The 18964-nt window shown below is 62.6% G+C and carries 20 protein-coding genes; 12 read left to right on the forward strand and 8 right to left on the reverse strand.

Going from position 1 to position 18964, the window contains the following annotated elements; translation table 11 throughout:
* The first annotated feature begins 3 nt into the window (after window positions 1-3).
* The 4 genes from tgt (at window position 4) to secF (ending at window position 4877) form a co-directional block, all read left to right on the forward strand.
* Complete coding sequence (gene tgt, locus NOV72_RS11750; RefSeq protein WP_106854752.1) at window positions 4-1164, forward strand: tRNA guanosine(34) transglycosylase Tgt; 1161 nt, start codon at window positions 4-6, stop codon at window positions 1162-1164.
* 209 nt (window positions 1165-1373) lie between these two features.
* Window positions 1374-1703: a preprotein translocase subunit YajC gene (gene yajC, locus NOV72_RS11755; RefSeq protein WP_106854753.1), complete on the forward strand. Its 330-nt coding sequence runs from the start codon at window positions 1374-1376 to the stop codon at window positions 1701-1703.
* A 127-nt stretch (window positions 1704-1830) separates the two neighbouring features.
* Complete coding sequence (gene secD, locus NOV72_RS11760) at window positions 1831-3900, forward strand: protein translocase subunit SecD (RefSeq protein WP_106854754.1); 2070 nt, start codon at window positions 1831-1833, stop codon at window positions 3898-3900.
* A gap of 26 nt (window positions 3901-3926) precedes the next feature.
* Window positions 3927-4877, forward strand: a complete 951-nt coding sequence (secF, locus tag NOV72_RS11765) for a protein translocase subunit SecF (RefSeq protein WP_106854755.1) — start codon at window positions 3927-3929, stop codon at window positions 4875-4877.
* Between the two features lie 77 nt (window positions 4878-4954).
* Here the strand turns inward: secF and NOV72_RS11770 are convergent, their stop codons facing one another.
* From NOV72_RS11770 to NOV72_RS11780, 3 genes are all read right to left on the reverse strand, one after another.
* The gene (locus NOV72_RS11770) at window positions 4955-5533 is read right to left on the reverse strand and encodes a YceI family protein (RefSeq protein ID WP_106854756.1); all 579 of its coding nucleotides are present in this window, start codon (window positions 5531-5533) and stop codon (window positions 4955-4957) included.
* A gap of 56 nt (window positions 5534-5589) precedes the next feature.
* Complete coding sequence (locus NOV72_RS11775; RefSeq protein WP_106854757.1) at window positions 5590-6147, reverse strand: YceI family protein; 558 nt, start codon at window positions 6145-6147, stop codon at window positions 5590-5592.
* A 116-nt stretch (window positions 6148-6263) separates the two neighbouring features.
* On the reverse strand, window positions 6264-6833 hold the full coding sequence (locus NOV72_RS11780) for a cytochrome b (RefSeq protein ID WP_106854758.1): 570 nt from the start codon (window positions 6831-6833) through the stop codon (window positions 6264-6266).
* A 460-nt stretch (window positions 6834-7293) separates the two neighbouring features.
* On the opposite strand from NOV72_RS11780, the gene NOV72_RS11785 reads away from it, so the two are divergent.
* The 5 genes from NOV72_RS11785 to NOV72_RS11805 all read left to right on the forward strand — a co-directional run bounded on the left by NOV72_RS11785 (window position 7294) and on the right by NOV72_RS11805 (window position 11781).
* The gene (locus NOV72_RS11785; protein ID WP_106854759.1) at window positions 7294-7974 is read left to right on the forward strand and encodes a paraquat-inducible protein A; all 681 of its coding nucleotides are present in this window, start codon (window positions 7294-7296) and stop codon (window positions 7972-7974) included.
* On the forward strand, window positions 7971-8651 hold the full coding sequence (locus NOV72_RS11790) for a paraquat-inducible protein A (RefSeq protein WP_106854760.1): 681 nt from the start codon (window positions 7971-7973) through the stop codon (window positions 8649-8651). Before NOV72_RS11785 ends, NOV72_RS11790 begins: the two co-directional genes overlap by 4 nt.
* Window positions 8644-10326: a PqiB family protein gene (locus NOV72_RS11795; RefSeq protein ID WP_106854761.1), complete on the forward strand. Its 1683-nt coding sequence runs from the start codon at window positions 8644-8646 to the stop codon at window positions 10324-10326. Before NOV72_RS11790 ends, NOV72_RS11795 begins: the two co-directional genes overlap by 8 nt.
* Window positions 10323-11024 (forward strand): PqiC family protein, encoded by a 702-nt coding sequence (locus NOV72_RS11800; RefSeq protein WP_106854762.1) that lies wholly within the window; start codon window positions 10323-10325, stop codon window positions 11022-11024. The genes NOV72_RS11795 and NOV72_RS11800 overlap by 4 nt, the downstream gene beginning before the upstream one ends.
* Window positions 11025-11169: 145 nt before the next feature.
* Window positions 11170-11781: a glutathione S-transferase N-terminal domain-containing protein gene (locus tag NOV72_RS11805; RefSeq protein WP_181291007.1), complete on the forward strand. Its 612-nt coding sequence runs from the start codon at window positions 11170-11172 to the stop codon at window positions 11779-11781.
* 18 nt (window positions 11782-11799) lie between these two features.
* Here the strand turns inward: NOV72_RS11805 and NOV72_RS11810 are convergent, their stop codons facing one another.
* The 4 genes from NOV72_RS11810 to NOV72_RS11825 all read right to left on the reverse strand — a co-directional run bounded on the left by NOV72_RS11810 (window position 11800) and on the right by NOV72_RS11825 (window position 15458).
* On the reverse strand, window positions 11800-12834 hold the full coding sequence (locus tag NOV72_RS11810) for an alpha/beta hydrolase (protein WP_106854871.1): 1035 nt from the start codon (window positions 12832-12834) through the stop codon (window positions 11800-11802).
* 305 nt (window positions 12835-13139) lie between these two features.
* Window positions 13140-13697 (reverse strand): TetR/AcrR family transcriptional regulator, encoded by a 558-nt coding sequence (locus tag NOV72_RS11815; protein WP_106854763.1) that lies wholly within the window; start codon window positions 13695-13697, stop codon window positions 13140-13142.
* Window positions 13698-13837: 140 nt separating this feature from the next.
* Complete coding sequence (gene mnmA / locus NOV72_RS11820; protein WP_106854764.1) at window positions 13838-14968, reverse strand: tRNA 2-thiouridine(34) synthase MnmA; 1131 nt, start codon at window positions 14966-14968, stop codon at window positions 13838-13840.
* Between the two features lie 7 nt (window positions 14969-14975).
* On the reverse strand, window positions 14976-15458 hold the full coding sequence (locus NOV72_RS11825; protein ID WP_181291009.1) for an NUDIX hydrolase: 483 nt from the start codon (window positions 15456-15458) through the stop codon (window positions 14976-14978).
* A 225-nt stretch (window positions 15459-15683) separates the two neighbouring features.
* Between NOV72_RS11825 and NOV72_RS11830 the strand changes: the two genes are divergently transcribed.
* From NOV72_RS11830 to NOV72_RS11840, 3 genes are read left to right on the forward strand one after another with little or no spacing between them, the layout of a single operon-like run.
* Entirely contained in the window at window positions 15684-16829 is a 1146-nt protein-coding gene (locus tag NOV72_RS11830) for a Re/Si-specific NAD(P)(+) transhydrogenase subunit alpha (RefSeq protein ID WP_106854766.1), read from the forward strand.
* A gap of 19 nt (window positions 16830-16848) precedes the next feature.
* Window positions 16849-17169, forward strand: a complete 321-nt coding sequence (locus NOV72_RS11835) for an NAD(P) transhydrogenase subunit alpha part 2 (protein ID WP_106854767.1) — start codon at window positions 16849-16851, stop codon at window positions 17167-17169.
* Window positions 17170-18612 (forward strand): NAD(P)(+) transhydrogenase (Re/Si-specific) subunit beta, encoded by a 1443-nt coding sequence (locus tag NOV72_RS11840; protein WP_106854768.1) that lies wholly within the window; start codon window positions 17170-17172, stop codon window positions 18610-18612.
* Between the two features lie 70 nt (window positions 18613-18682).
* Here the strand turns inward: NOV72_RS11840 and NOV72_RS11845 are convergent, their stop codons facing one another.
* Window positions 18683-18901, reverse strand: coding sequence for a hypothetical protein (locus NOV72_RS11845; RefSeq protein WP_106854769.1), 219 nt, complete (start codon window positions 18899-18901; stop codon window positions 18683-18685).
* Window positions 18902-18964: the final 63 nt, after the last annotated feature.

Consider the following 18964-nt stretch of genomic DNA (forward strand, 5'->3'; position numbering starts at 1 on the left):
TCAATGACGACCCATCACATCCCGCCCGAAAACGGCCTCAAGTTCGAATTGCTCACGACCGATGGCCAGGCGCGCCGCGGCCGTCTCACGCTCAATCACGGCGTCGTCGAAACGCCGATCTTCATGCCGGTCGGCACCTACGGCACCGTCAAGGCGATCCAGCCGCGCGAACTCGAAGAAATTCGCGCGCAGATCATCCTCGGCAACACGTTTCATCTGTGGCTGCGTCCGGGGCTGGATGTCATCGGCGCGCACGGCGGCTTGCATAAGTTCATGGGATGGAACCGGCCGATTCTCACCGATTCGGGCGGCTTTCAAGTGTTTTCGCTGGGAGAACTGCGCAAGATCACCGAAGAAGGTGTCACGTTCGCGTCGCCGATCAACGGCGACCGGCTCTTCCTCTCGCCCGAAGTGTCGATGCAGATTCAAAAGGTGCTGAACTCCGACATCGTCATGCAGTTCGACGAATGCACGCCCTACGCGACCAACGGCATTCCGACTTCGCACAAGGACGCCGCCGACTCCATGCGCATGTCGATGCGCTGGGCGAAGCGCTCCATCGACGAATTCAACGGGCTCGGCAATCCGAACGCGCTCTTCGGCATCGTGCAGGGCGGCATGTTCGAAGACCTGCGCGACGAATCGCTCGCGGGTCTGTCCGACATCGGCTTTCATGGCTTTGCGATCGGCGGGCTTTCGGTCGGCGAGCCGAAGGAAGACATGATGCGCGTGCTGAATCACATCGGCCCGAAGCTGCCGGCGGACAAGCCGCATTACCTGATGGGCGTCGGCACGCCGGAAGATCTCGTCGCGGGCGTCGCGGCGGGCGTCGACATGTTCGACTGCGTGATGCCCACGCGCAACGCGCGCAACGGCTGGCTCTTCACGCGTTTCGGCGATCTCAAGATCAAGAACGCGACGCACAAGAATTCGATGAAGCCACTCGACGAATCCTGCGCCTGCTACACGTGCCGGAATTTCACGCGCGGTTATCTGCACCATCTGCATCGCGTCGGCGAGATTCTCGGCGCGCAGCTCAATACGATTCACAACCTGCACTATTACTTGCAACTGATCGGCGAAGTGCGGGAATCGATCGAAAATCACACGTTCGAAGCATTCCGCAAGACCTTTGCGGAGAATCGCGCGCGCGGCGTTGATTGACGCGCGTCTCGAAACGCGCGACGAGTATTACAATCACCTTTCCACCACTTGCGGAAAATGCCGCGAAAGTCCGGGAATCCGCGCCGTAACGGCTTGATGACAAAGCGCATTCCCGGAGTCTCACGGCATGGGCGGGTGGTAGAATAGCGGGCTAATTTCTATTCGAGTTTTTCGAACGTATTTGTGACGTTTTCAACGGAGAGACCAACGTGTCGTTCATTTCCAATGCCTTTGCACAAGGCGTAACCGCGGGTGGCGCGGAATCGAGCCTGATGAGCTTCCTGCCGCTGATCCTGATGTTCGCGGTGCTGTACTTCATCATGATCCGTCCGCAGATGAAGCGTCAGAAGGAGCATCGCAACATGCTCTCCGCCATGGCCAAGGGCGACGAAGTGGTCACGAACGGCGGTATCGTCGGCAAGATCACGAAGGTCACGGATGCGTACGTGGGCGTGGAAATCGCCGAAGGCACGGAAATCACCATCCAGAAAGCTGCTGTGACCACCATTCTTCCCAAGGGCACCATCAAGTCGCTGTAAGGCCACTCGTTCCATCGCGTCCGGCGCGGCCTCGCTCACCGAGCCGTCCGAGTCTTCACAACCGGCTCATCGCGCATAACGCCGGACGCCCTCTCCTCCGAAGCCAACTTTCCGGTCGGCCATTCCCATGAATCGTTATCCCCTCTGGAAGTATGTCGTGATGCTGGTGGCGCTCGTCATCGGTCTCGTGTACACGCTCCCCAATTTCTTCGGCGAGGCACCCGCAGTCCAGGTGTCGAGCGGCAAGGCGACGGTCAAGCTCGATTCCTCGACGCTTTCGAACGTCGAAGCCGCGCTCGCCGCGAGCAACATCAAGGCCGACGAAGTCACCTTCGACAACTCGCAGCTGAACGCGAACATCCGCGTGCGCCTGAAAGACACCGACACGCAATTGCACGTGAAGGACCTTCTTTCGAAGGCGCTGAACGCCGATCCGACCGATCCGCAGTTCATCGTCGCGCTGAATTTGCAGAGCGCCTCGCCGCGCTGGCTGACGGCCCTGCACGCGCTGCCGATGTACCTCGGTCTCGATCTGCGCGGCGGCGTGCACTTCCTGCTGCAGGTCGACATGGCCGGCGCGCTCAACAAGAAGCTCGACTCCGACGCCGCCGACGCGCGCACCTATCTGCGCGACCGCAATATCCGCGACGGCGGCGTGAACCGCGTCGGGCAGTCGGTCGTCGTGAACTTTTCGGACGAGGCGAGCGCGGACAGCGCGCGCACGCAGCTCCAGACGGGCGTCTCCGAACTGCAATGGGTGACGCGCCAGGGCGGCGACGGCGTCCAGGTGGTCGGCACGTTCTCGCCGAGCGCGCAGAAGCTCGTCGAAGATGGCGCGCTCAAGCAGAACATCACGACGCTGCATAACCGCGTGAACGAACTCGGCGTCGCGGAGCCGGTGATCCAGCAGCAGGGCTCGGACCGCATCGTGGTCGAACTGCCGGGCGTGCAGGACACCGCGAAGGCGAAGGACATCATCGGCCGCACGGCGACGCTCGAAGCGCGCCTCGCCGATCCGGTCAACACTTACATCGGCCCGAACGAAGCGGTGCCGCCCGGCGACGAAGCGTTCAAGCAAGGCGACCGCACCGTGCTGCTGCGCAAGCAGGTGATCTTCACCGGCGACCGCATCATCGATGCATCGGCGGGCTTCGACGATCATCAGCGTCCGTCGGTCAACATCCGTCTCGACTCGGCGGGCGGGCGCGCGGTGTCGTCCGTGTCGCGCGACAACATCGGCAAGCCGATGGCGATGATCCTGTTCGAAAAGGGCAAGGGTGAAGTGCTGACGGTCGCGACGATCCAGTCCGAACTCGGCGACCGCTTCCAGATCACCGGCCAGCCCACGCCGCAAGCCGCCACGGACCTCGCGCTGCTGTTGCGCGCAGGCTCGCTCGCGGCGCCGATGGACATCATCGAGGAACGCACGGTCGGCCCGAGCCTCGGCGCGGACAACATCAAAAAGGGCTTCGATTCGGTGACCTACGGTTTCGCCGCGATCGCCATCTTCATGATCGCGTACTACCTGCTGTTCGGCGTGTTCTCGATGCTGGCGCTGTCGGTCAACCTGCTGTTGCTGGTCGCCGTGTTGTCGCTGCTGCAGGCGACGCTGACCTTGCCGGGTATCGCGGCTATCGCGCTCGCGCTCGGCATGGCGATCGACGCAAACGTGCTGATCAACGAACGTATCCGCGAGGAACTGCGTAACGGCGCGCCGCCGCAAACCGCGATCCAGGAAGGCTTCAAGCACGCCTGGGCCACGATTCTCGATTCGAACGTCACCACGCTGATCGCCGGTCTCGCGCTGCTCGCGTTCGGTTCGGGCCCGGTGCGCGGCTTCGCGGTCGTGCACTGTATCGGCATTCTCACGTCGATGTTCTCGGCGGTGTTTTTCTCGCGCGGGCTCGTGAACCTGTGGTACGGCGGCAAGAAGAAGGTGAAGTCGCTCGCGATCGGCCAGGTGTGGCGTCCGGATGGCGCGAACGCCGAAGCGGCCGCCGCGGCCTATCTCGCGGCGCAGCGCGGCGACGAATCGCCTGTCGACGAAATCGTGAAAACCGCCAAGGGCAAGACGAAGACGGCGGTGGCTGCGCCGCGCGCGGCGGCGGGCCGGGCGCAAGCGCGCACGGGCAAGCCGACGGTGCGCCGTCGTTCGGGCCCGGGCATCGATCAACAGAAACCGGGCGAGTCCCGCTGATTCCGCTGAGTCCGGAGAGATAGACAATGGAATTCTTCCGTATTCGCCGCGACTTGCCGTTCATGGAACGCGCGTTGATTTTCAACGTGATTTCGTTCGTGACGTTTCTCGTGGCCGTATTTTTCCTCGTGCATCGCGGCCTGCATCTGTCGGTGGAGTTCACCGGCGGCACGGTCGTCGAAGTGCAGTATCCGCAGGCCGCGCAGCTCGAACCGGTGCGAACGTCGATGTCCAGGCTCGGCTATCCCGACGCGCAGGTGCAGAACTTCGGCACGTCGCAGGACGTGCTGATCCGTCTGCCGCTCAAGCAGGGCCTGACGTCCGCGCAGCAGAGCGATCAGGTGATGACCGCGCTCAAGACCGACAACGCCGAAGTGAAGCTGCAGCGCGTCGAGTTCGTCGGTCCGCAGGTCGGCAAGGAACTCGTGACGAACGGCCTGCTCGCGCTCGCGTGCGTGGTCATCGGCATCGTGATCTATCTGTCGTTCCGCTTCGAATGGAAGTACGCGGTCGCGGGCATTATCGCGAACTTGCACGACGTGGTGATCATTCTCGGCTTCTTCGCTTTCTTCCAGTGGGAGTTCTCGCTGTCCGTGCTGGCGGCGATTCTCGCGGTGCTCGGCTACTCGGTGAACGAGTCGGTGGTTATCTTCGACCGGATTCGCGAAACCTTCCGCAAGCAGCGCAAGATGAGCGTGAAGGAAGTGATCGATCACGCGATCACGAGCACGATGTCGCGAACCATCATCACCCACGGCTGTACGGAAATGATGGTGCTGTCGATGTTCTTCTTCGGCGGCCCGACGCTGCACTACTTCGCGCTGGCGCTGACCGTCGGTATTCTGTTCGGCATCTATTCGTCGGTGTTCGTGGCGGCGGCGCTCGCGATGTGGTTCGGCGTGAAGCGCGAGGATCTCGTGAAGGACAAGAAGGACAAGTTCGATCCGAACGATCCGAACGCCGGGGCGCAAGTCTGAGCGTCACGCATTTTGCACAGGCGTAAAAAAGCGGCCGGTCATCGTTGACCGGCCGCTTTCTTTTGAGGCGTCGGAACTTACTGCTTCACGCCTTCGGCCTGAATATGCAGCACCGTCTTCAGGCTGAACCCGTACGACTTGCCGTAATCCATGCCGAAGTCGCCGCGATCGAAGGTCGTCGTCGCTTCCACGCCGCACACTTCCTTCTTCATCATCGGGTTCATGAAGCACTTGAAGCTCTCGACCTTCAGGTTGATCGGCTTCGTCACGCCGTGCATCGTCAGCGTGCCGATCACTTCCGAAGGCGTGTCGCCATCGAACTTGATCGACGTGCCCTTGTACTCGGCCGTCGGATACTTCGCGACGTCGAAGAACTCGGCCTTCTGCAGATGCTCGTCCAGCTTCGCATTGCCGGTGTTGACCGACGACACGTCGATCGTCACGTTGACCGTGCCGGTCTTCGCGGCGCGATCGAGCGTGACTTCGCCGCTGCTCTTGTTGAACTTGCCGCGCCACGTCGACACGCCACCGAAGTGATCGGCCTCGAAGCTCGGATACGTATGGTTCGGGTCGAGCTTGTACGTGTCGGCGGCCATTGCGCCGAACGAAAGACCCAGTGCAACCGCGCCCGCGGCGATGATCGAAAGCTTTTTCAAGTTGTTCTCCTGACTAACCAGATACGCTCAATTGCGTCGTGTGATGAAAGCGCCGCTCACTTCTTCGCGGCAACGATGTGAAACTTGATGACGACGTCGTCCGCGACGATCGACGTATCTTTCCATTCGCCCGTCCCGACATCGAACTGGGTGCGTTTGATCGGCAGCGCGCCGTCGAAGGTTTCCGTCGCGCCCTGCTGCGTGACCGTCACCGGAACCGTGACCGTCTGCGACTTGCCCTTGATCGTGATCTTGCCGGTCACGTTGTACTTGTTGCCGCCCGCCGGCGCGATCGCGCTGGAGACGAAAGTCGCCGTCGGATACTTGGCGGCGTCGAACCATTCCGCGCCACGCACCTGCTTGTTGTAGTCGTCGTCGCCGAGGTCGTAGCTGCCGGTGTCGATCGAGATGTTCGCCGTGCCCGCCGTCGGCTTCGCCGGATCGAATGCGATCTGCGCGCTGAACTTGTTGAACTTGCCGTCCGTGGGGACGTTCATCTGCTTCGAGGTGGCGGTCACCGTGCTCTTGCTCACGTCCACCTGCGCCTGCGCGGCGGCGACGAGAGCGAGCGAAGCCGCCGTGGCCAGCATCCAACGATTGAGTTTCACTTTCATGTGTGCCCTATTCAAACGGTTCGACCGAACAAACCAGTATTGGAAATCATAAGAACGCGATAACTATCAGCCGCCGAGAAACGCCCTGCCAACGGCGAGGAAACAATGCGATGCCCTTACTTGAGGAACGGCAGCATGCGAGCGAGCAAGCCGTCGCGATCGACGAAATGGTGCTTCAGCGCGGCGAGCACGTGCATCGCGACGAAGAACAGCAACGTGTAGTTCAACGCGATATGCACGATGCGCAGCGTCGCCTTCAGCGCCTTGTCCGGACCGATGATCGTCGGCAGCGGCAGCACGCCGAGATAGACCACCTGAAGACCGGCCGCCGAACTGTACAGATAACCCGAAGCGGGAATGACGAGCATCAGCAAGTAGAGCAGAAAATGGGTGAGATTCGCCGCGCTCTGCTGCCAGCGCGGCATGCCATCGGGCATCGGCGGCGCCTGATGCGTCGCGCGCCAGATGAGACGCAACAGCGCGAGCGCGAACACCGTCACGCCGATCCACTTGTGCCACGAAAAGTACTTGAGCTTCGTCGGCGTGAAACCCGGGATGTCGGTCATGATCCAGCCGAGCCAGAAGCCGCACACGATCAACAACGCGATCAGCCAATGCAGGCCGATCGCCGTGGCGCTGTAGCGTTGCGCCGGCGGCGTCGCCGCGATGCGAGCGGTGCTTTCCATTTTGCTTTCACCTCATGTGTTCGATATTGCCCGGCGCTGTCGCCGGCCGACGACGAGCATTCAAGGCCGCCATGCTACATCAACGATAACGAATTGCCAGTACGCGCAAAGACGCCCGCGCAGAACCCGAAGAGCCAGTGCCGGCGCGGCTTTGCGGGCTTTCAAGCGATGTTTTCGGGCCTTCGTATGCCGCGCATGCAACGAACTATTCCATGCGTGCAACGGTCGATGAAAACGCGAACAAGCGGCGCGGCCCGCGACGGATTCCGGCATTGAAGTAATAACGAGCGGACCCGCGATTTAATTCCGCGCACGCCACGCATCCTGCCCAATCCGACAGCGAGTCGCCATTTGATACCATGCTGTTACTTTTTGTGCTGGCCCACTGTTTGCTAAGCTCCGTCGGAGCCGGTCCTCGCGGCGCCCGACAAACATGCTCGACACGTCTCGGGCCTCGACCATGAACGCGAACGAACCGGATGATCTCATCGCGTGTCACGAATGCGACGCGCTGTTCAACAAATGTGCGCTGCCTCGGCGCACTTCGGCGAAGTGTCCGCGCTGCGGATCGCTGCTCTATCGCAGCATCTCGTCGAACCTCGACAAAATCTGCGCAATGACGCTCGCGGCGCTCGTCACGTTCGTGATCGCGCAGGGCTTTCCCATCGTCGAACTGGATGCGAACGGGCTTACCTCGCAGACCACGCTCATCGGCGCGATCGTCGCGCTGTGGAACGAGCAAATGGAAATCATGGCGGTGCTCGTCTTCTGCTCGACCATTCTCTTTCCGTTGTGCGAGTTGCTCGCGCTGCTCTATGTGCTGCTTCCGCTGCGCTCGGGCTACGTGCCGCCGGGCTTCAACGCGCTGCTGCGCGGCATTCAGTTCGTGCGTCCGTGGGGGATGATCGAAGTCTTCATGCTCGGCGTGCTCGTCACGCTCGTGAAGATGGTCAGCATCGCGCGCGTGATTCCCGAAGCGGCGCTCTTCGCGTTCGGCGCGCTGACGCTCATGTTCGCGGTCGTCGTGAGTTTCGATCCGCGCGCGCTGTGGGACATCGCGAGCACGCTCGGCCCGCGCGGCGCGACCAAGCCGGCGAACGGCCGCAAGCGCATCCCTTCCGAAGCGAGGCAGAAAACGTGAACGATCCGATCGATCCCGGAACGGGCGAGCAAGCCAGCGAGACGTACTACACCACGGCGTCGCGCGCGAACGTCGTGTCGTGCCATGCGTGCGGGCTCGTGCAACCGCTCGCGCGCACCGTCGAGAAGCAACGCTGCACGCGCTGCGACGCGGCCGTGCACCGGCGTCATCCGGACAGCATCGCGCGCACCTGGGCGCTGCTCATCAGCGCCGCGATTCTTTATATTCCGGCGAATCTCTTTCCGATCATGCACACGTCGTCGATTCTCGGTTCCGAGGACGACACCATCATGAGCGGCGTCGCGCTCTTCTGGAACGACGGCGACTATCCGCTCGCCGCGGTGATTTTCATCGCCAGCATTCTCGTGCCGATGCTGAAGCTCGTCACGCTCGGCTTTCTCACCATCAGCGTGCAGCGGCGCTCCACGTGGCGGCCGCGTCAGCGCACGACGCTCTTTCGCATCGTCGAAGGCATCGGCCGATGGTCGATGCTCGACGTTTTCGTCATCACGCTCACCATCGCGCTCGTGCGCTTCAAGTCGCTCGCTGTCATCACGCCGGGGCCGGGCGCGCTCGCGTTCGCGTCGGTCGTCGTGCTGACGATGATCGCCTCCATGCAATTCGACCCGCGCCTCATGTGGGACAACATCGAACCGTCAGGAAAGAAATATGACTAGTGCCCAAGGTCCGAACGACCCGAAGCAGCCGGCGCCGCCGACAGACAACCGGGGCAACGGCGACAAAGGCAAAGGCGGCGGCCTGCCGCCGAATCTGCCCGAGCCCGTGATCGAGCCGCGCAGCCGCTGGCTGCCTTCGCTCGTGTGGGTCATTCCGCTCGTTGCGGCGCTGATCGGCGTGATTCTCGTCGTGAAGACGGTGTCGAGCCGCGGACCGACCGTCACGATCAGCTTCGTGAGCGCGGAAGGCCTCGAACCGGGCAAGACGAAGGTGAAGTTCAAGGATGTCGATATCGGCACGGTCAAGAGCATCACGCTGTCGAAGGATCATTCGCGCGTGCTCGTCGATGTGCAGCTCACCAAGGAAGCCACCGATTTCGCCGTGAAGGACACGCGCTTCTGGGTCGTGCGCCCGCGCGTCGCGGCAAGCGGCGTGACCGGTCTGTCGACGCTGTTGTCGGGCGCCTATATCGGCGTCGATGCCGGAAAATCGACGGACGATCAGACGTACTTCGTCGGTCTCGAAACGCCGCCCGCCGTCACCGGCGATCAGAAGGGCCACACCTTCACGCTGCACGGCGAGTCGCTCGGTTCGCTCGATATCGGCTCGCCGGTCTACTATCGCCGCGTGCAGGTCGGGCAGGTCGTCGCGTTCTCGCTCGACAAGGACGGAACCGGCGTCACGCTGCAGGTGTTCGTCACCGCGCCCTACGATCAGTACGTCGGCAGCAACTCGCGCTGGTGGCATGCGAGCGGCGTCGATCTGCGGCTCGACTCGAGCGGCTTCACGCTCAACACGCAATCGCTCGCGACGGTCGTGCTGGGCGGCATCGCGTTCCAGACGCCGCCGAGCCAGCAATCCGGTCCGCAGGCGCAGAACAACACCACGTTCCGTCTCGCCGGCGATCAGGCCGACGCGATGCGCGATCCCGACGGTCAGGCCGTTCACGTCGTGATGAACTTCAACCAGTCGCTGCGCGGGCTGTCGGTCGGCGCGCCGGTCGATTTCCGCGGCATCGTGCTCGGTCAGGTGACGGGCATCGGCGTGCAATACGATACGAAATCGCATTCGTTCATGATGCCGGTGACGATCGATCTCTATCCCGACCGTCTCGGCCGGCGCGCGAAGCAGGCGCTGCCGGAACAGGGTTCGACGGCGAGTCAGGACATGCTGCAACTGCTCGTGAATCGCGGGCTGCGCGGACAGTTGCGCACCGGCAATCTGCTGACGAGCCAGTTGTATATCGCGCTCGACTTCTTCCCGAAGGCGCCGCCCGCGAAGGTCAGCGTCGCCAACGATCCGCTCGAACTGCCGACCGTGCCGAACACGCTCGACGAACTGCAACTGCAGATCGCCGACATCGCGCGCAAGATCGACAAGATTCCGTTCGACCAGATCGGCACGAATCTGAACGGATCGCTCAAGAACGCGAATGCGCTCTTCGACCGGCTCGACAAGGAGGTCCTGCCGGAAATGCGCGACACGCTCACGCAGGCGAAGAAGACGTTCGGCCAGGCGCAATCGACGCTGCAATCGGACTCGCCGCTTCAGTCGGACGTGCATCAGGCGCTGCAGGAACTCACGCGCACGCTGCAATCGCTCAACTCGCTCGCGGATTATCTGGAGCGCCATCCGGAATCGCTCTTGCGCGGAAAATCGGGAGACAAACCATGAAGTTCGGCTCGTTGATGTTGACCTTGAGCGCGTCGGCGATGCTCGCCGCCTGCGCTTCGCCGGCGAGCCGTTTCTACACGCTCGGCGGCGGCGACGCGCGGGCCGTGCCGTCCACGCAGGCGTCGTTCTATTTCGAGCTCGCGCCCGTCGATGTGCCGCAGCAGGTCGCGAAGAATCAGTTGGTGGTGCAGACGAGTCCCGCGCAGGTGCGCGTGCTCGAAGACGAGCGCTGGGCGTCGCTGCCCGGCGACGAAGTGCGGCGCGCGCTCTCCGCCGATCTCACGCAGCAGCTCGGCGCGATCGATGTCTACGGCACGCCGCATCCCGAGTCGGTGCCGGTGTATCGCGTGAAGGTGAACGTGCAGCGCTTCGAATCGTGGCCGGGCTCGCAGGCCGTGCTCGACGCCGTGTGGAGCGTGCGCGCCGCCGGCTCGGACACGGTGCTGACGTGCCGGACCGTCGCGCAGGAACGCGTGGACGCGGGTTACGACGCGCTCGTCGACGGTCATCGCAAGGCGGTCGACGCGCTCGCCTCCGCGATTTCCGCGGGCGTGCGGAGCCTGAGCGCGCTTCCGTCGACGGCGGCCGGGCCGGCAGCGTCGGCGAAAAGCAAAGGCGGCGCGAACGCGAAGCCCGCGACCGCGCCGGTTCTGCCGTGTCCGTCCGCGAGCGCCGCGACGACTGCCAGCGCGCAATGATTTGCCCCTTGCCCGGCGTCGTCCGGGCGTGCTCATGTTGTCGGCAGACGACATCGAAAACGGAAGCCGCCTCTAATTTGCCGATGGTTCGCGCGCGCCGGTTAAGATCGTCGTCGCCCGTATTCGGATCAATTGTGAAAATTAGATGATGAAACTGATCGGTTCGCATCCCAGCCCGTTCGTCCGCAAAGTGCGGATTGTCATGGCGGAAAAGAAGATCGATTGCGAACTGGTGCTCGAGGACGTCTGGGCATCCGATTCCAAGATCCACGACTACAACCCGCTCGGCAAGGTGCCGTGCCTCATCCTGGACGACGGCGAAGCGGTGTTCGATTCGCGCGTGATCTGCGAGTACGTGGACACGCTCACGCCGGTCGGCAAGCTGCTGCCGCAGGAGCGCCGCGAGCGCACCGAAGTGCGTTGCTGGGAAGCGCTCGCCGACGGCATGCTCGACGCCGCCGTGCTGATCCGGCTCGAAGGCGTGTTGCGCGAGGAAGCGCATCGCAATGAAAAGTGGCTGGCGCGTCAGCGTCACAAGATCGAAGACGGTCTGCACGCGATGTCGCGCGGTCTCGACGCCAGGCAATGGTGCTCGGCGAACCGCTTCACGCTCGCGGATATCGCCTGCGGATGCGCGCTCGGCTATCTCGACTTCCGCATGCCCGATCTGAACTGGCGCGACGCGCATCCCAATCTCGACAAGTACTACGCGCGCATTTCGCAGCGCCCGTCTTTCGTCGATACGGCGCCGGACTGATTCCCGGCGCCGAAGCGCTTACTTCTTCAGCGCGGCTTTCAATGTCGCGTTCGCCTGAGCGATCGCCGCGCGCGTGGCGGGCGTTTCGGCGAGTGCGTTGAGCATCACGAAGTCGTGGATCGTGCCGTTGTAGCGCGCCGACGTCACCGGCACGCCCGCTTGCGTCAGCTTGCGCGCGTACGCCTCGCCTTCGTCACGCAGCACATCGTTTTCGTCGGTGATGACGAGCGCCGGCGGCAATCCCTTCAATTCGTCGAGGCTCGCGCGCAACGGCGATGCCGTGATCTTCTCGCGGTCCGCGGCGTTCGGCGCGTAGGCGTCCCAGAACCATTTCATCGCGTCGCGGGTGAGCCACGGGCCGTTCGCGAACTGGTTGTACGAGGCGTCGTCGAAATTCGCGTCGGTCACCGGGTAGAACAACACTTGCGCGCGCAGCTTCGGACCGCCGCGTTCCTTCGCGAGCAGCGTGACGGCCGCCACCATGTTCCCGCCGACGCTATCGCCCGCGACGGCCATGCGCGATGCATCGACGTTGAATTCGCGCGCGTGATCCGCGACGTAGCGCGTCGCAGCGTAGGCCTGTTCGATCGGCACCGGATACTTCGTTTCCGGCGAGCGGTCGTAGTCGACGAACACGACTTCCGCCTGCGCGCCATTCGCGATCTCGCGCACGAGGCGGTCATGCGTGTTTTTGTCGCCGAGCACCCAGCCGCCGCCGTGGAAGTACATGACGACCGGCAGCGGGCCGTTTGCGTGCTCGGGCCGCACGATGCGCAGCGCGATCTTGCCGGTCGGGCCGGCCTGGATCACGCGATCTTCGATTTTCGCCACCTGTTTTTTCACCGGCTGCGCCTGTGCGCCGGCGAGCACGTTGCGCGCGTCGGCGGGCGAGAGCGTGTAGATCGGCGGCGCTTTGCTCGCGGCGAGCGTATCGATGAAATGCTGCGTCGCCGGTTCGAGTACGGGCGCGGCGGATTGCGCATGCGCGGCGGATTGCGTCAGCACGGCAGTTGCAACGGCAGTGGCGATGAGCGCGGCCTTGAGCTTTGTCATGATGCATTCCTTCTTGGGTTCGGTTGAGCCGTTGTTTTGTCGGCAGCGGCGGAACGGGAGGTGAAACAAAACAACGCCAAATTCGAATCTACATCTACTACTAGATAGATTTTGAACGGCAGTAGGACCCGATGAAGTCCGATACGGGCGCTTTCTTCCCGAAATGCTCGGCATCTCGCCATATAAACCGACGAAACCACCGCGCCGCTCAGAAAACTGCCTTATCCAACCAAAATCTATCTACTCAACGATAGATAATCAACCGTGAATTCACTTGTTTTTCACAAGGTTATCCACAGCCTTATCTACCGCCGGACCGCATCCGCGACTTCTTCGAGCCGCGTGCGCGTCTGAAACAGGCGGCACGCAAGCAAGCTTCCCTGAAACGCTGCGTACAAAGTGCGCGCCGCGGCCTCGGGTTTTCCACCGGCGTCGAGCGTGTCCTGCGCTTCGCCTTCGGCGAGCACTTTCGCCAGCCAGTTCTCGTTAGCCTTGTAGAACGACTGGACAGCGTGCCGCACCTTTTCCGGCAACGATTCGATGTCCGCCGCGAGCATGCCGCACAGGCAAATCTGGTCGCCACCGCCGATGATTCGTGCAAACAGCTTCGTGTAGCGATCGAGTTTCTTGTCGGCCGGGGCGGAACTGTCGATCGCGTAGATCGACGACATCACATCCGCGCTGTAGGCGTTCACGGCTTCGAGCGCCAGATCTTCCTTGGTCGGGAAGTAGTAGTGGATGCTGGAAGTCTTCACGCCGACCAGTTCGGACAAGTCGCGGTAGCTGAATCCGTTGTAGCCACGCGTCATCAACAAGGTCTGCGCGTGATCCAGCAGCGCTTCCCGTACCGTGTTCTTGTCCATTCGTGTCATTGCCCCTGCAGTCGATGTGCGTAATTTATCTATCACTAGATAGACCGTCAAGCGCTTGTATCAAAAAAGTTTTTATCGGACCGATAGAAAGTGGCAAGCCCCGACGGAGGTCGGGGCTTGCCACGAAATCGCTAACGCGCCACGGAAAGCGTCGCGGTTTGCGTCGACTCCTGCCCCGCCGCCGCATGCTCGATGATGCCGCCGCCCAGACATACATCGCCCTGATACAGCACCGCCGATTGACCCGGCGTGACGGCCCATTGCGCGTCGTCGAAATGGAGGGCGAAGCGGCCGCCGTCCGCGTTCGAGAAGCGGCACGCCGCGTCCTGCTGCCGATAGCGCGTCTTGGCGCCGCACGCCGCGTCTTCTGCGGGCGCAAAGCCCGCGACCCAGCTCGTGTTGCCCGCGACGAGCGTCGGCGACAGCAGCCACGGGTGATCGTGACCCTGCACGACGTAGAGCGTGTTCGTCGCCATGTCTTTGCCGGCGACGAACCACGGCTCGCCGCTGCCATCCTTCGCGCCGCCGATGCCGATGCCCTTGCGCTGCCCGAACGTGTAGAACGCGAGCCCGATATGTTCGCCGACGATCTTCCCTTCGGCCGTCTTCATCGGACCGGGCTTGGTCGGCAGATAGCGGTTCAGGAATTCGCGGAACGGCCGCTCGCCGATGAAACAGATGCCGGTCGAATCCTTCTTCTTCGCGTTCGGCAGGCCGATCTGCGCGGCGATCTCGCGCACTTTCGTCTTCGGAATTTCGCCGAGCGGAAACAGCGTCTTCGAAAGTTGCGCCTGATTCAGCCGATGCAAAAAGTACGACTGATCCTTGGTCGAATCGGTGGCTTTGAGTAGCTGGAACAGCCCGTTTTGCTCGCGCACGCGCGCGTAATGGCCCGTCGCGATGGTTTGCGCGCCGAGCGACATCGCGTGATCGAGGAACGCCTTGAACTTGATTTCGGCGTTGCAGAGGACGTCCGGATTCGGCGTGCGGCCGGCCGAACATTCGCGCAGGAACTCCGCGAACACGCGGTCCTTGTACTCGGCGGCGAAGTTGACCGCCTCGACATCGATGCCGATCAGATCCGCGACCGACACCACGTCGATCCAGTCCTGACGGGTCGAGCAGTACTCGCCGTCGTCGTCGTCTTCCCAGTTCTTCATGAAGAGGCCGACGACGTCGTAGCCTTGTTCCTTCAGAAGCCATGCCGTCACGGACGAATCCACGCCGCCCGACATGCCCACCACCACTTTTCGCTTGCTCATAGGGATATCACGCCCGCACCGCCGGCGCGACCGAATGCGTATGAATGAAATCGAGCGGCACGCGCCGCCCGGATAAATAGTCGTCGACACACTTCATCACGAGCGGCGTCCGATGCCGCTCCACGCATGCCCGCAACTCGTCGGGGCCGAGCCACATCGCGCGCACGATGCCTTCATCGAGAGCACGGCCGGCCTCTTCGCCCAAGGACTTGCCGCAGAACGTGAACCGCAGATACGTGACGTCGCGCCCCGGCCCGGCGAAGTGCGTCATATAAGCGCCGACGAGCGCCTCGGGCTCGAAGCGGTGCGCCGTTTCTTCGAGTGTCTCGCGGATCACCGCTTCGACGAGCGTTTCGCCCGCTTCGAGATGACCGGCCGGTTGGTTTATTCGCAGCCCTGCGGCCGTGTGCTCTTCGATGACGAGAAATTTTCCGTCCCGCTCGACGATTGCCGCCACCGTAACGTGGGGGGCCCAAGTGTCTGATTTCATGGTGAGATATTTTACCGTCCCGACGACGATCCCGCGCGACGCCTCCTAAGGGTAAGCGCTGAGTTGGGCGGATGAAACAAGTGCCGGATCGAATTCTTGCGCGCGCATTCTTCGGTTACAGTTGCGATAGCCGTAAGTTCCAGCATTTGAAATAAAAACTCAGCCTTAAGCCTTCCTAAGCCTTCCCCAGGGCGAAAGAGGCAACAAAGACAGGAGGATTTGAAGATGCACATCGGAGTGCCTGCTGAAACGCGGGCGAACGAGGCGCGTGTCGCCGCTACGCCCGAAACGGTCAAAAAACTCGTCACGCAAGGACATCGCGTTTCTGTCCAGAGCGGCGCGGGCTTGCCGGCAAGCTATATCGACGACGCCTTCGCGCAAGCGGGCGCGGATCTCGTCGATGTGGCGACGGCCTTTTCCGCCGAAATCGTCCTCAAGGTGCAATCGCCGAGCGAAAGCGAACTGGCGATGCTCAAACCGGGCGCCGTGCTCATCGGCATGCTCGATCCCTTCAACACTGAAAATACCGCGCGGCTCGCCGGCACGGGCGTCACCGCGTTCGCGCTCGAAGCCGCGCCGCGCACCACGCGCGCTCAAAGTCTGGATGTGCTGTCGTCGCAGGCGAACATCGCCGGATACAAGGCGGTGCTCATGGCCTGCCAGTATTACCAGCGCTTCATGCCGATGCTGATGACCGCCGCCGGCACCGTGAAAGCCGCGCGCGTGCTGGTGCTCGGCGCGGGCGTCGCGGGTTTGCAGGCGATCGCGACGGCCAAGCGTCTCGGCGCGGTCGTCGAAGCGTCCGACGTGCGTCCGGCCGTGCGGGAGCAGATCGAATCGCTCGGCGGGAAGTTCGTCGACGTGCCGTTCGAAACCGACGAGGAACGCGAGGCGGCGGTGGGCGTGGGCGGCTACGCGCGTCCGATGCCCGCAAGCTGGCTCGCGCGGCAAGCGGCGCAGGTTCACGAACGTGCGAAGGCGGCGGATATCGTCATCTCGACGGCGCTGATTCCCGGGCGTCCCGCGCCGACGCTGATCTCGGTGGAAACGGTCAAGCACATGAAGCCGGGCTCCGTGATCGTCGATCTCGCCGCCGGTCGCGGTCCCGAGTTCGAAGGCAAGAAAGGCGGCAACTGCCCGCTCACCGAAGTCGATCAGGTGGTGATGAAGCACGGCGTGCATATCGTCGGCCATACGAATCTCGCTTCGATGGTCGGCGCCGATGCCTCCGCGCTCTACGCCCGCAATCTTCTGGACTTCCTGAAGCTCGTCATCACCAAGGAAGGCACCCTCAACATCGACCTCGCGGACGACATCGTCGCGGCCACGCTCCAGTGCCGCGACGGACAAGTCACGCGTCCGGCCGCCTGACGCCGATACGGAGACGCACATGGATGTCATCAATCACACGGTGATCAATCTCATCATCTTCGTGCTGGCCATTTATGTCGGCTATCACGTCGTGTGGAACGTCACGCCTGCGCTGCATACGCCGCTCATGGCCGTGACCAATGCAATTTCGGCGATCGTCATCGTCGGCGCGATGCTCGCGGTCGGCCTCACGGTCGGCGCGGCGGGCAAGTTCTTCGGCACGCTCGCCGTGCTGCTCGCGGCGGTGAACGTGTTCGGCGGCTTTCTCGTCACACGGCGAATGCTCGAGATGTTCAAGAAGAAAGAGCCCAAGAAGATCACGCACAAGGAGGGCGCGTAAATGAGCTTGAATGTCGTCACTCTCCTGTATCTCATCGCCTCGGTGTGTTTCATCCAGGCGCTGAAGGGCTTGTCCAATCCGAAGACCGCGCGCATCGGCAACACGTTCGGCATGGCGGGCATGGCGATCGCCATTCTCACCACGCTCGCGCTGATCGTGAAGCAGGCCGCGTATCTCGAAGCGAATCTCGCGCTCGGGCTATCGCTGCTGTTCGTCGCGCTGATTATCGGCGGCGGCGCGGGTGCGTACATCGCCGCGAAAGTCGAAATGACGAAGATGCCCGAACTCGTCGCGGCGATGCACTCGCTGATCGGTCTCGCGGCCGTGTGTATCGCGTACGGCGTCGTGGCCGAACCTGCGGCATTCGGTCTCGCGCCGCTCGGCGAGCCGATTCCGTACGGCAATCGTGTCGAGTTGTTCATCGGCACGTTCGTCGGCGCGATCACGTTCTCGGGTTCGGTCATCGCGTTCGGGAAACTGTCGGGCAAGTACAAGTTCCGGCTGTTTCAGGGCGCGCCGGTCGTGTATTCGGGGCAGCATCTGATCAACTTGCTGCTCGCCATCGCGATGGTCGGCTTCGGCGTGATCTTCATGCTCACCGAATCGTGGCTGCCGTTCATCATCATGACGATCATCGCGTTCGCACTGGGCGTGCTGATCATCATTCCGATCGGCGGCGCGGACATGCCGGTGGTCGTGTCGATGCTGAACTCGTACTCGGGCTGGGCGGCGGCGGGCATCGGCTTCTCGCTGAACAATCCGATGCTGATCATCGCGGGTTCGCTCGTGGGTTCGTCGGGCGCGATTCTCTCGTACATCATGTGCAAGGCGATGAATCGCTCGTTCTTCAACGTGATTCTCGGCGGTTTCGGCGGCGAAGCGGGCGGTGCGGCCGCGGGCGGTTCGACGGAGCAACGTCCGGTCAAATCCGGTTCTGCGGATGACGCCGCGTTCATGCTCGGCAATGCGGAAAGCGTGGTGATCGTGCCGGGTTACGGGCTGGCCGTGGCGCGCGCGCAGCACGCGTTGAAGGAACTGACGGACAAGCTCGTGGAGAAAGGCATCGATGTGCGGTACGCGATTCACCCGGTCGCGGGGCGGATGCCTGGGCACATGAACGTGCTGCTCGCCGAAGCCGAAGTGCCTTACGAGATGGTGCAGGAGATGGAGGACATCAACAGCGAGTTCGGTCAGACGGACGTGGTGTTGGTGCTCGGCGCGAACGACGTGGTGAACCCGGCCGCGAAGACCGATCCGAAATCGCCGATCGCCGGGATGCCGATTCTCGAAGCGTACAAGGCACGGACGATCATCGTGAACAAGCGGTCGATGGCGGCGGGCTACGCCGGTCTCGACAACGAATTGTTCTATATGGACAAGACGATGATGGTGTTCGGGGACGCGAAGAAGGTGGTGGAGGAGATGATGAAGGCGGTGGAGTGAAGCCGAGTCCTGTCCAGCAGCCGCGCCTCGTTCGATAACCGGCGCGGCTGCCGGGACAAGTGGCGTTGAATCAATCTGCCGAGCGCCAGTGATCGGGATTGCCCTTGTCCGTCTTTCTCACGCGCGCGACCAGCGGTTTATAGCCGTTGGCGCGCGCGGCATTTATCGCATCGGCTTGTGTCTTGTAGATAACGGTGGTCAGTCGTTGCACGGCTGAGAGTTCGAGTGCGTAGCCTTCGATTGCCCCCTCGCGATGCTTCGGAAGTGGTTCAACGTACACGTTCGGCATGGAATCTCCTTTGGCTGGCGGGTTCGCCACATCAAACTTTGGAGATCAGACTGACCTGACAAC

Origin of the sequence: Caballeronia novacaledonica, assembly GCF_900258035.1 — a bacterium.
Taxonomy (GTDB): domain Bacteria; phylum Pseudomonadota; class Gammaproteobacteria; order Burkholderiales; family Burkholderiaceae; genus Caballeronia; species Caballeronia novacaledonica.

Coding starts and splice junctions, on each gene's coding strand:
- tgt (WP_106854752.1), top strand. CDS start 4: ATGACGACCCATCACATCCCGCCCGAAAACGGCCTCAAGTTCGAATTG.
- secD (WP_106854754.1), top strand. CDS start 1,831: ATGAATCGTTATCCCCTCTGGAAGTATGTCGTGATGCTGGTGGCGCTC.
- secF (WP_106854755.1), top strand. CDS start 3,927: ATGGAATTCTTCCGTATTCGCCGCGACTTGCCGTTCATGGAACGCGCG.
- NOV72_RS11775 (WP_106854757.1), bottom strand. CDS start 6,147: ATGAAAGTGAAACTCAATCGTTGGATGCTGGCCACGGCGGCTTCGCTC.
- NOV72_RS11780 (WP_106854758.1), bottom strand. CDS start 6,833: ATGGAAAGCACCGCTCGCATCGCGGCGACGCCGCCGGCGCAACGCTAC.
- NOV72_RS11785 (WP_106854759.1), top strand. CDS start 7,294: ATGAACGCGAACGAACCGGATGATCTCATCGCGTGTCACGAATGCGAC.
- NOV72_RS11795 (WP_106854761.1), top strand. CDS start 8,644: ATGACTAGTGCCCAAGGTCCGAACGACCCGAAGCAGCCGGCGCCGCCG.
- NOV72_RS11800 (WP_106854762.1), top strand. CDS start 10,323: ATGAAGTTCGGCTCGTTGATGTTGACCTTGAGCGCGTCGGCGATGCTC.
- NOV72_RS11805 (WP_181291007.1), top strand. CDS start 11,170: ATGATGAAACTGATCGGTTCGCATCCCAGCCCGTTCGTCCGCAAAGTG.
- NOV72_RS11810 (WP_106854871.1), bottom strand. CDS start 12,834: ATGACAAAGCTCAAGGCCGCGCTCATCGCCACTGCCGTTGCAACTGCC.
- NOV72_RS11815 (WP_106854763.1), bottom strand. CDS start 13,697: ATGGACAAGAACACGGTACGGGAAGCGCTGCTGGATCACGCGCAGACC.
- mnmA (WP_106854764.1), bottom strand. CDS start 14,968: ATGAGCAAGCGAAAAGTGGTGGTGGGCATGTCGGGCGGCGTGGATTCG.
- NOV72_RS11825 (WP_181291009.1), bottom strand. CDS start 15,458: ATGAAATCAGACACTTGGGCCCCCCACGTTACGGTGGCGGCAATCGTC.
- NOV72_RS11830 (WP_106854766.1), top strand. CDS start 15,684: ATGCACATCGGAGTGCCTGCTGAAACGCGGGCGAACGAGGCGCGTGTC.
- NOV72_RS11835 (WP_106854767.1), top strand. CDS start 16,849: ATGGATGTCATCAATCACACGGTGATCAATCTCATCATCTTCGTGCTG.
- NOV72_RS11840 (WP_106854768.1), top strand. CDS start 17,170: ATGAGCTTGAATGTCGTCACTCTCCTGTATCTCATCGCCTCGGTGTGT.
- NOV72_RS11845 (WP_106854769.1), bottom strand. CDS start 18,901: ATGCCGAACGTGTACGTTGAACCACTTCCGAAGCATCGCGAGGGGGCA.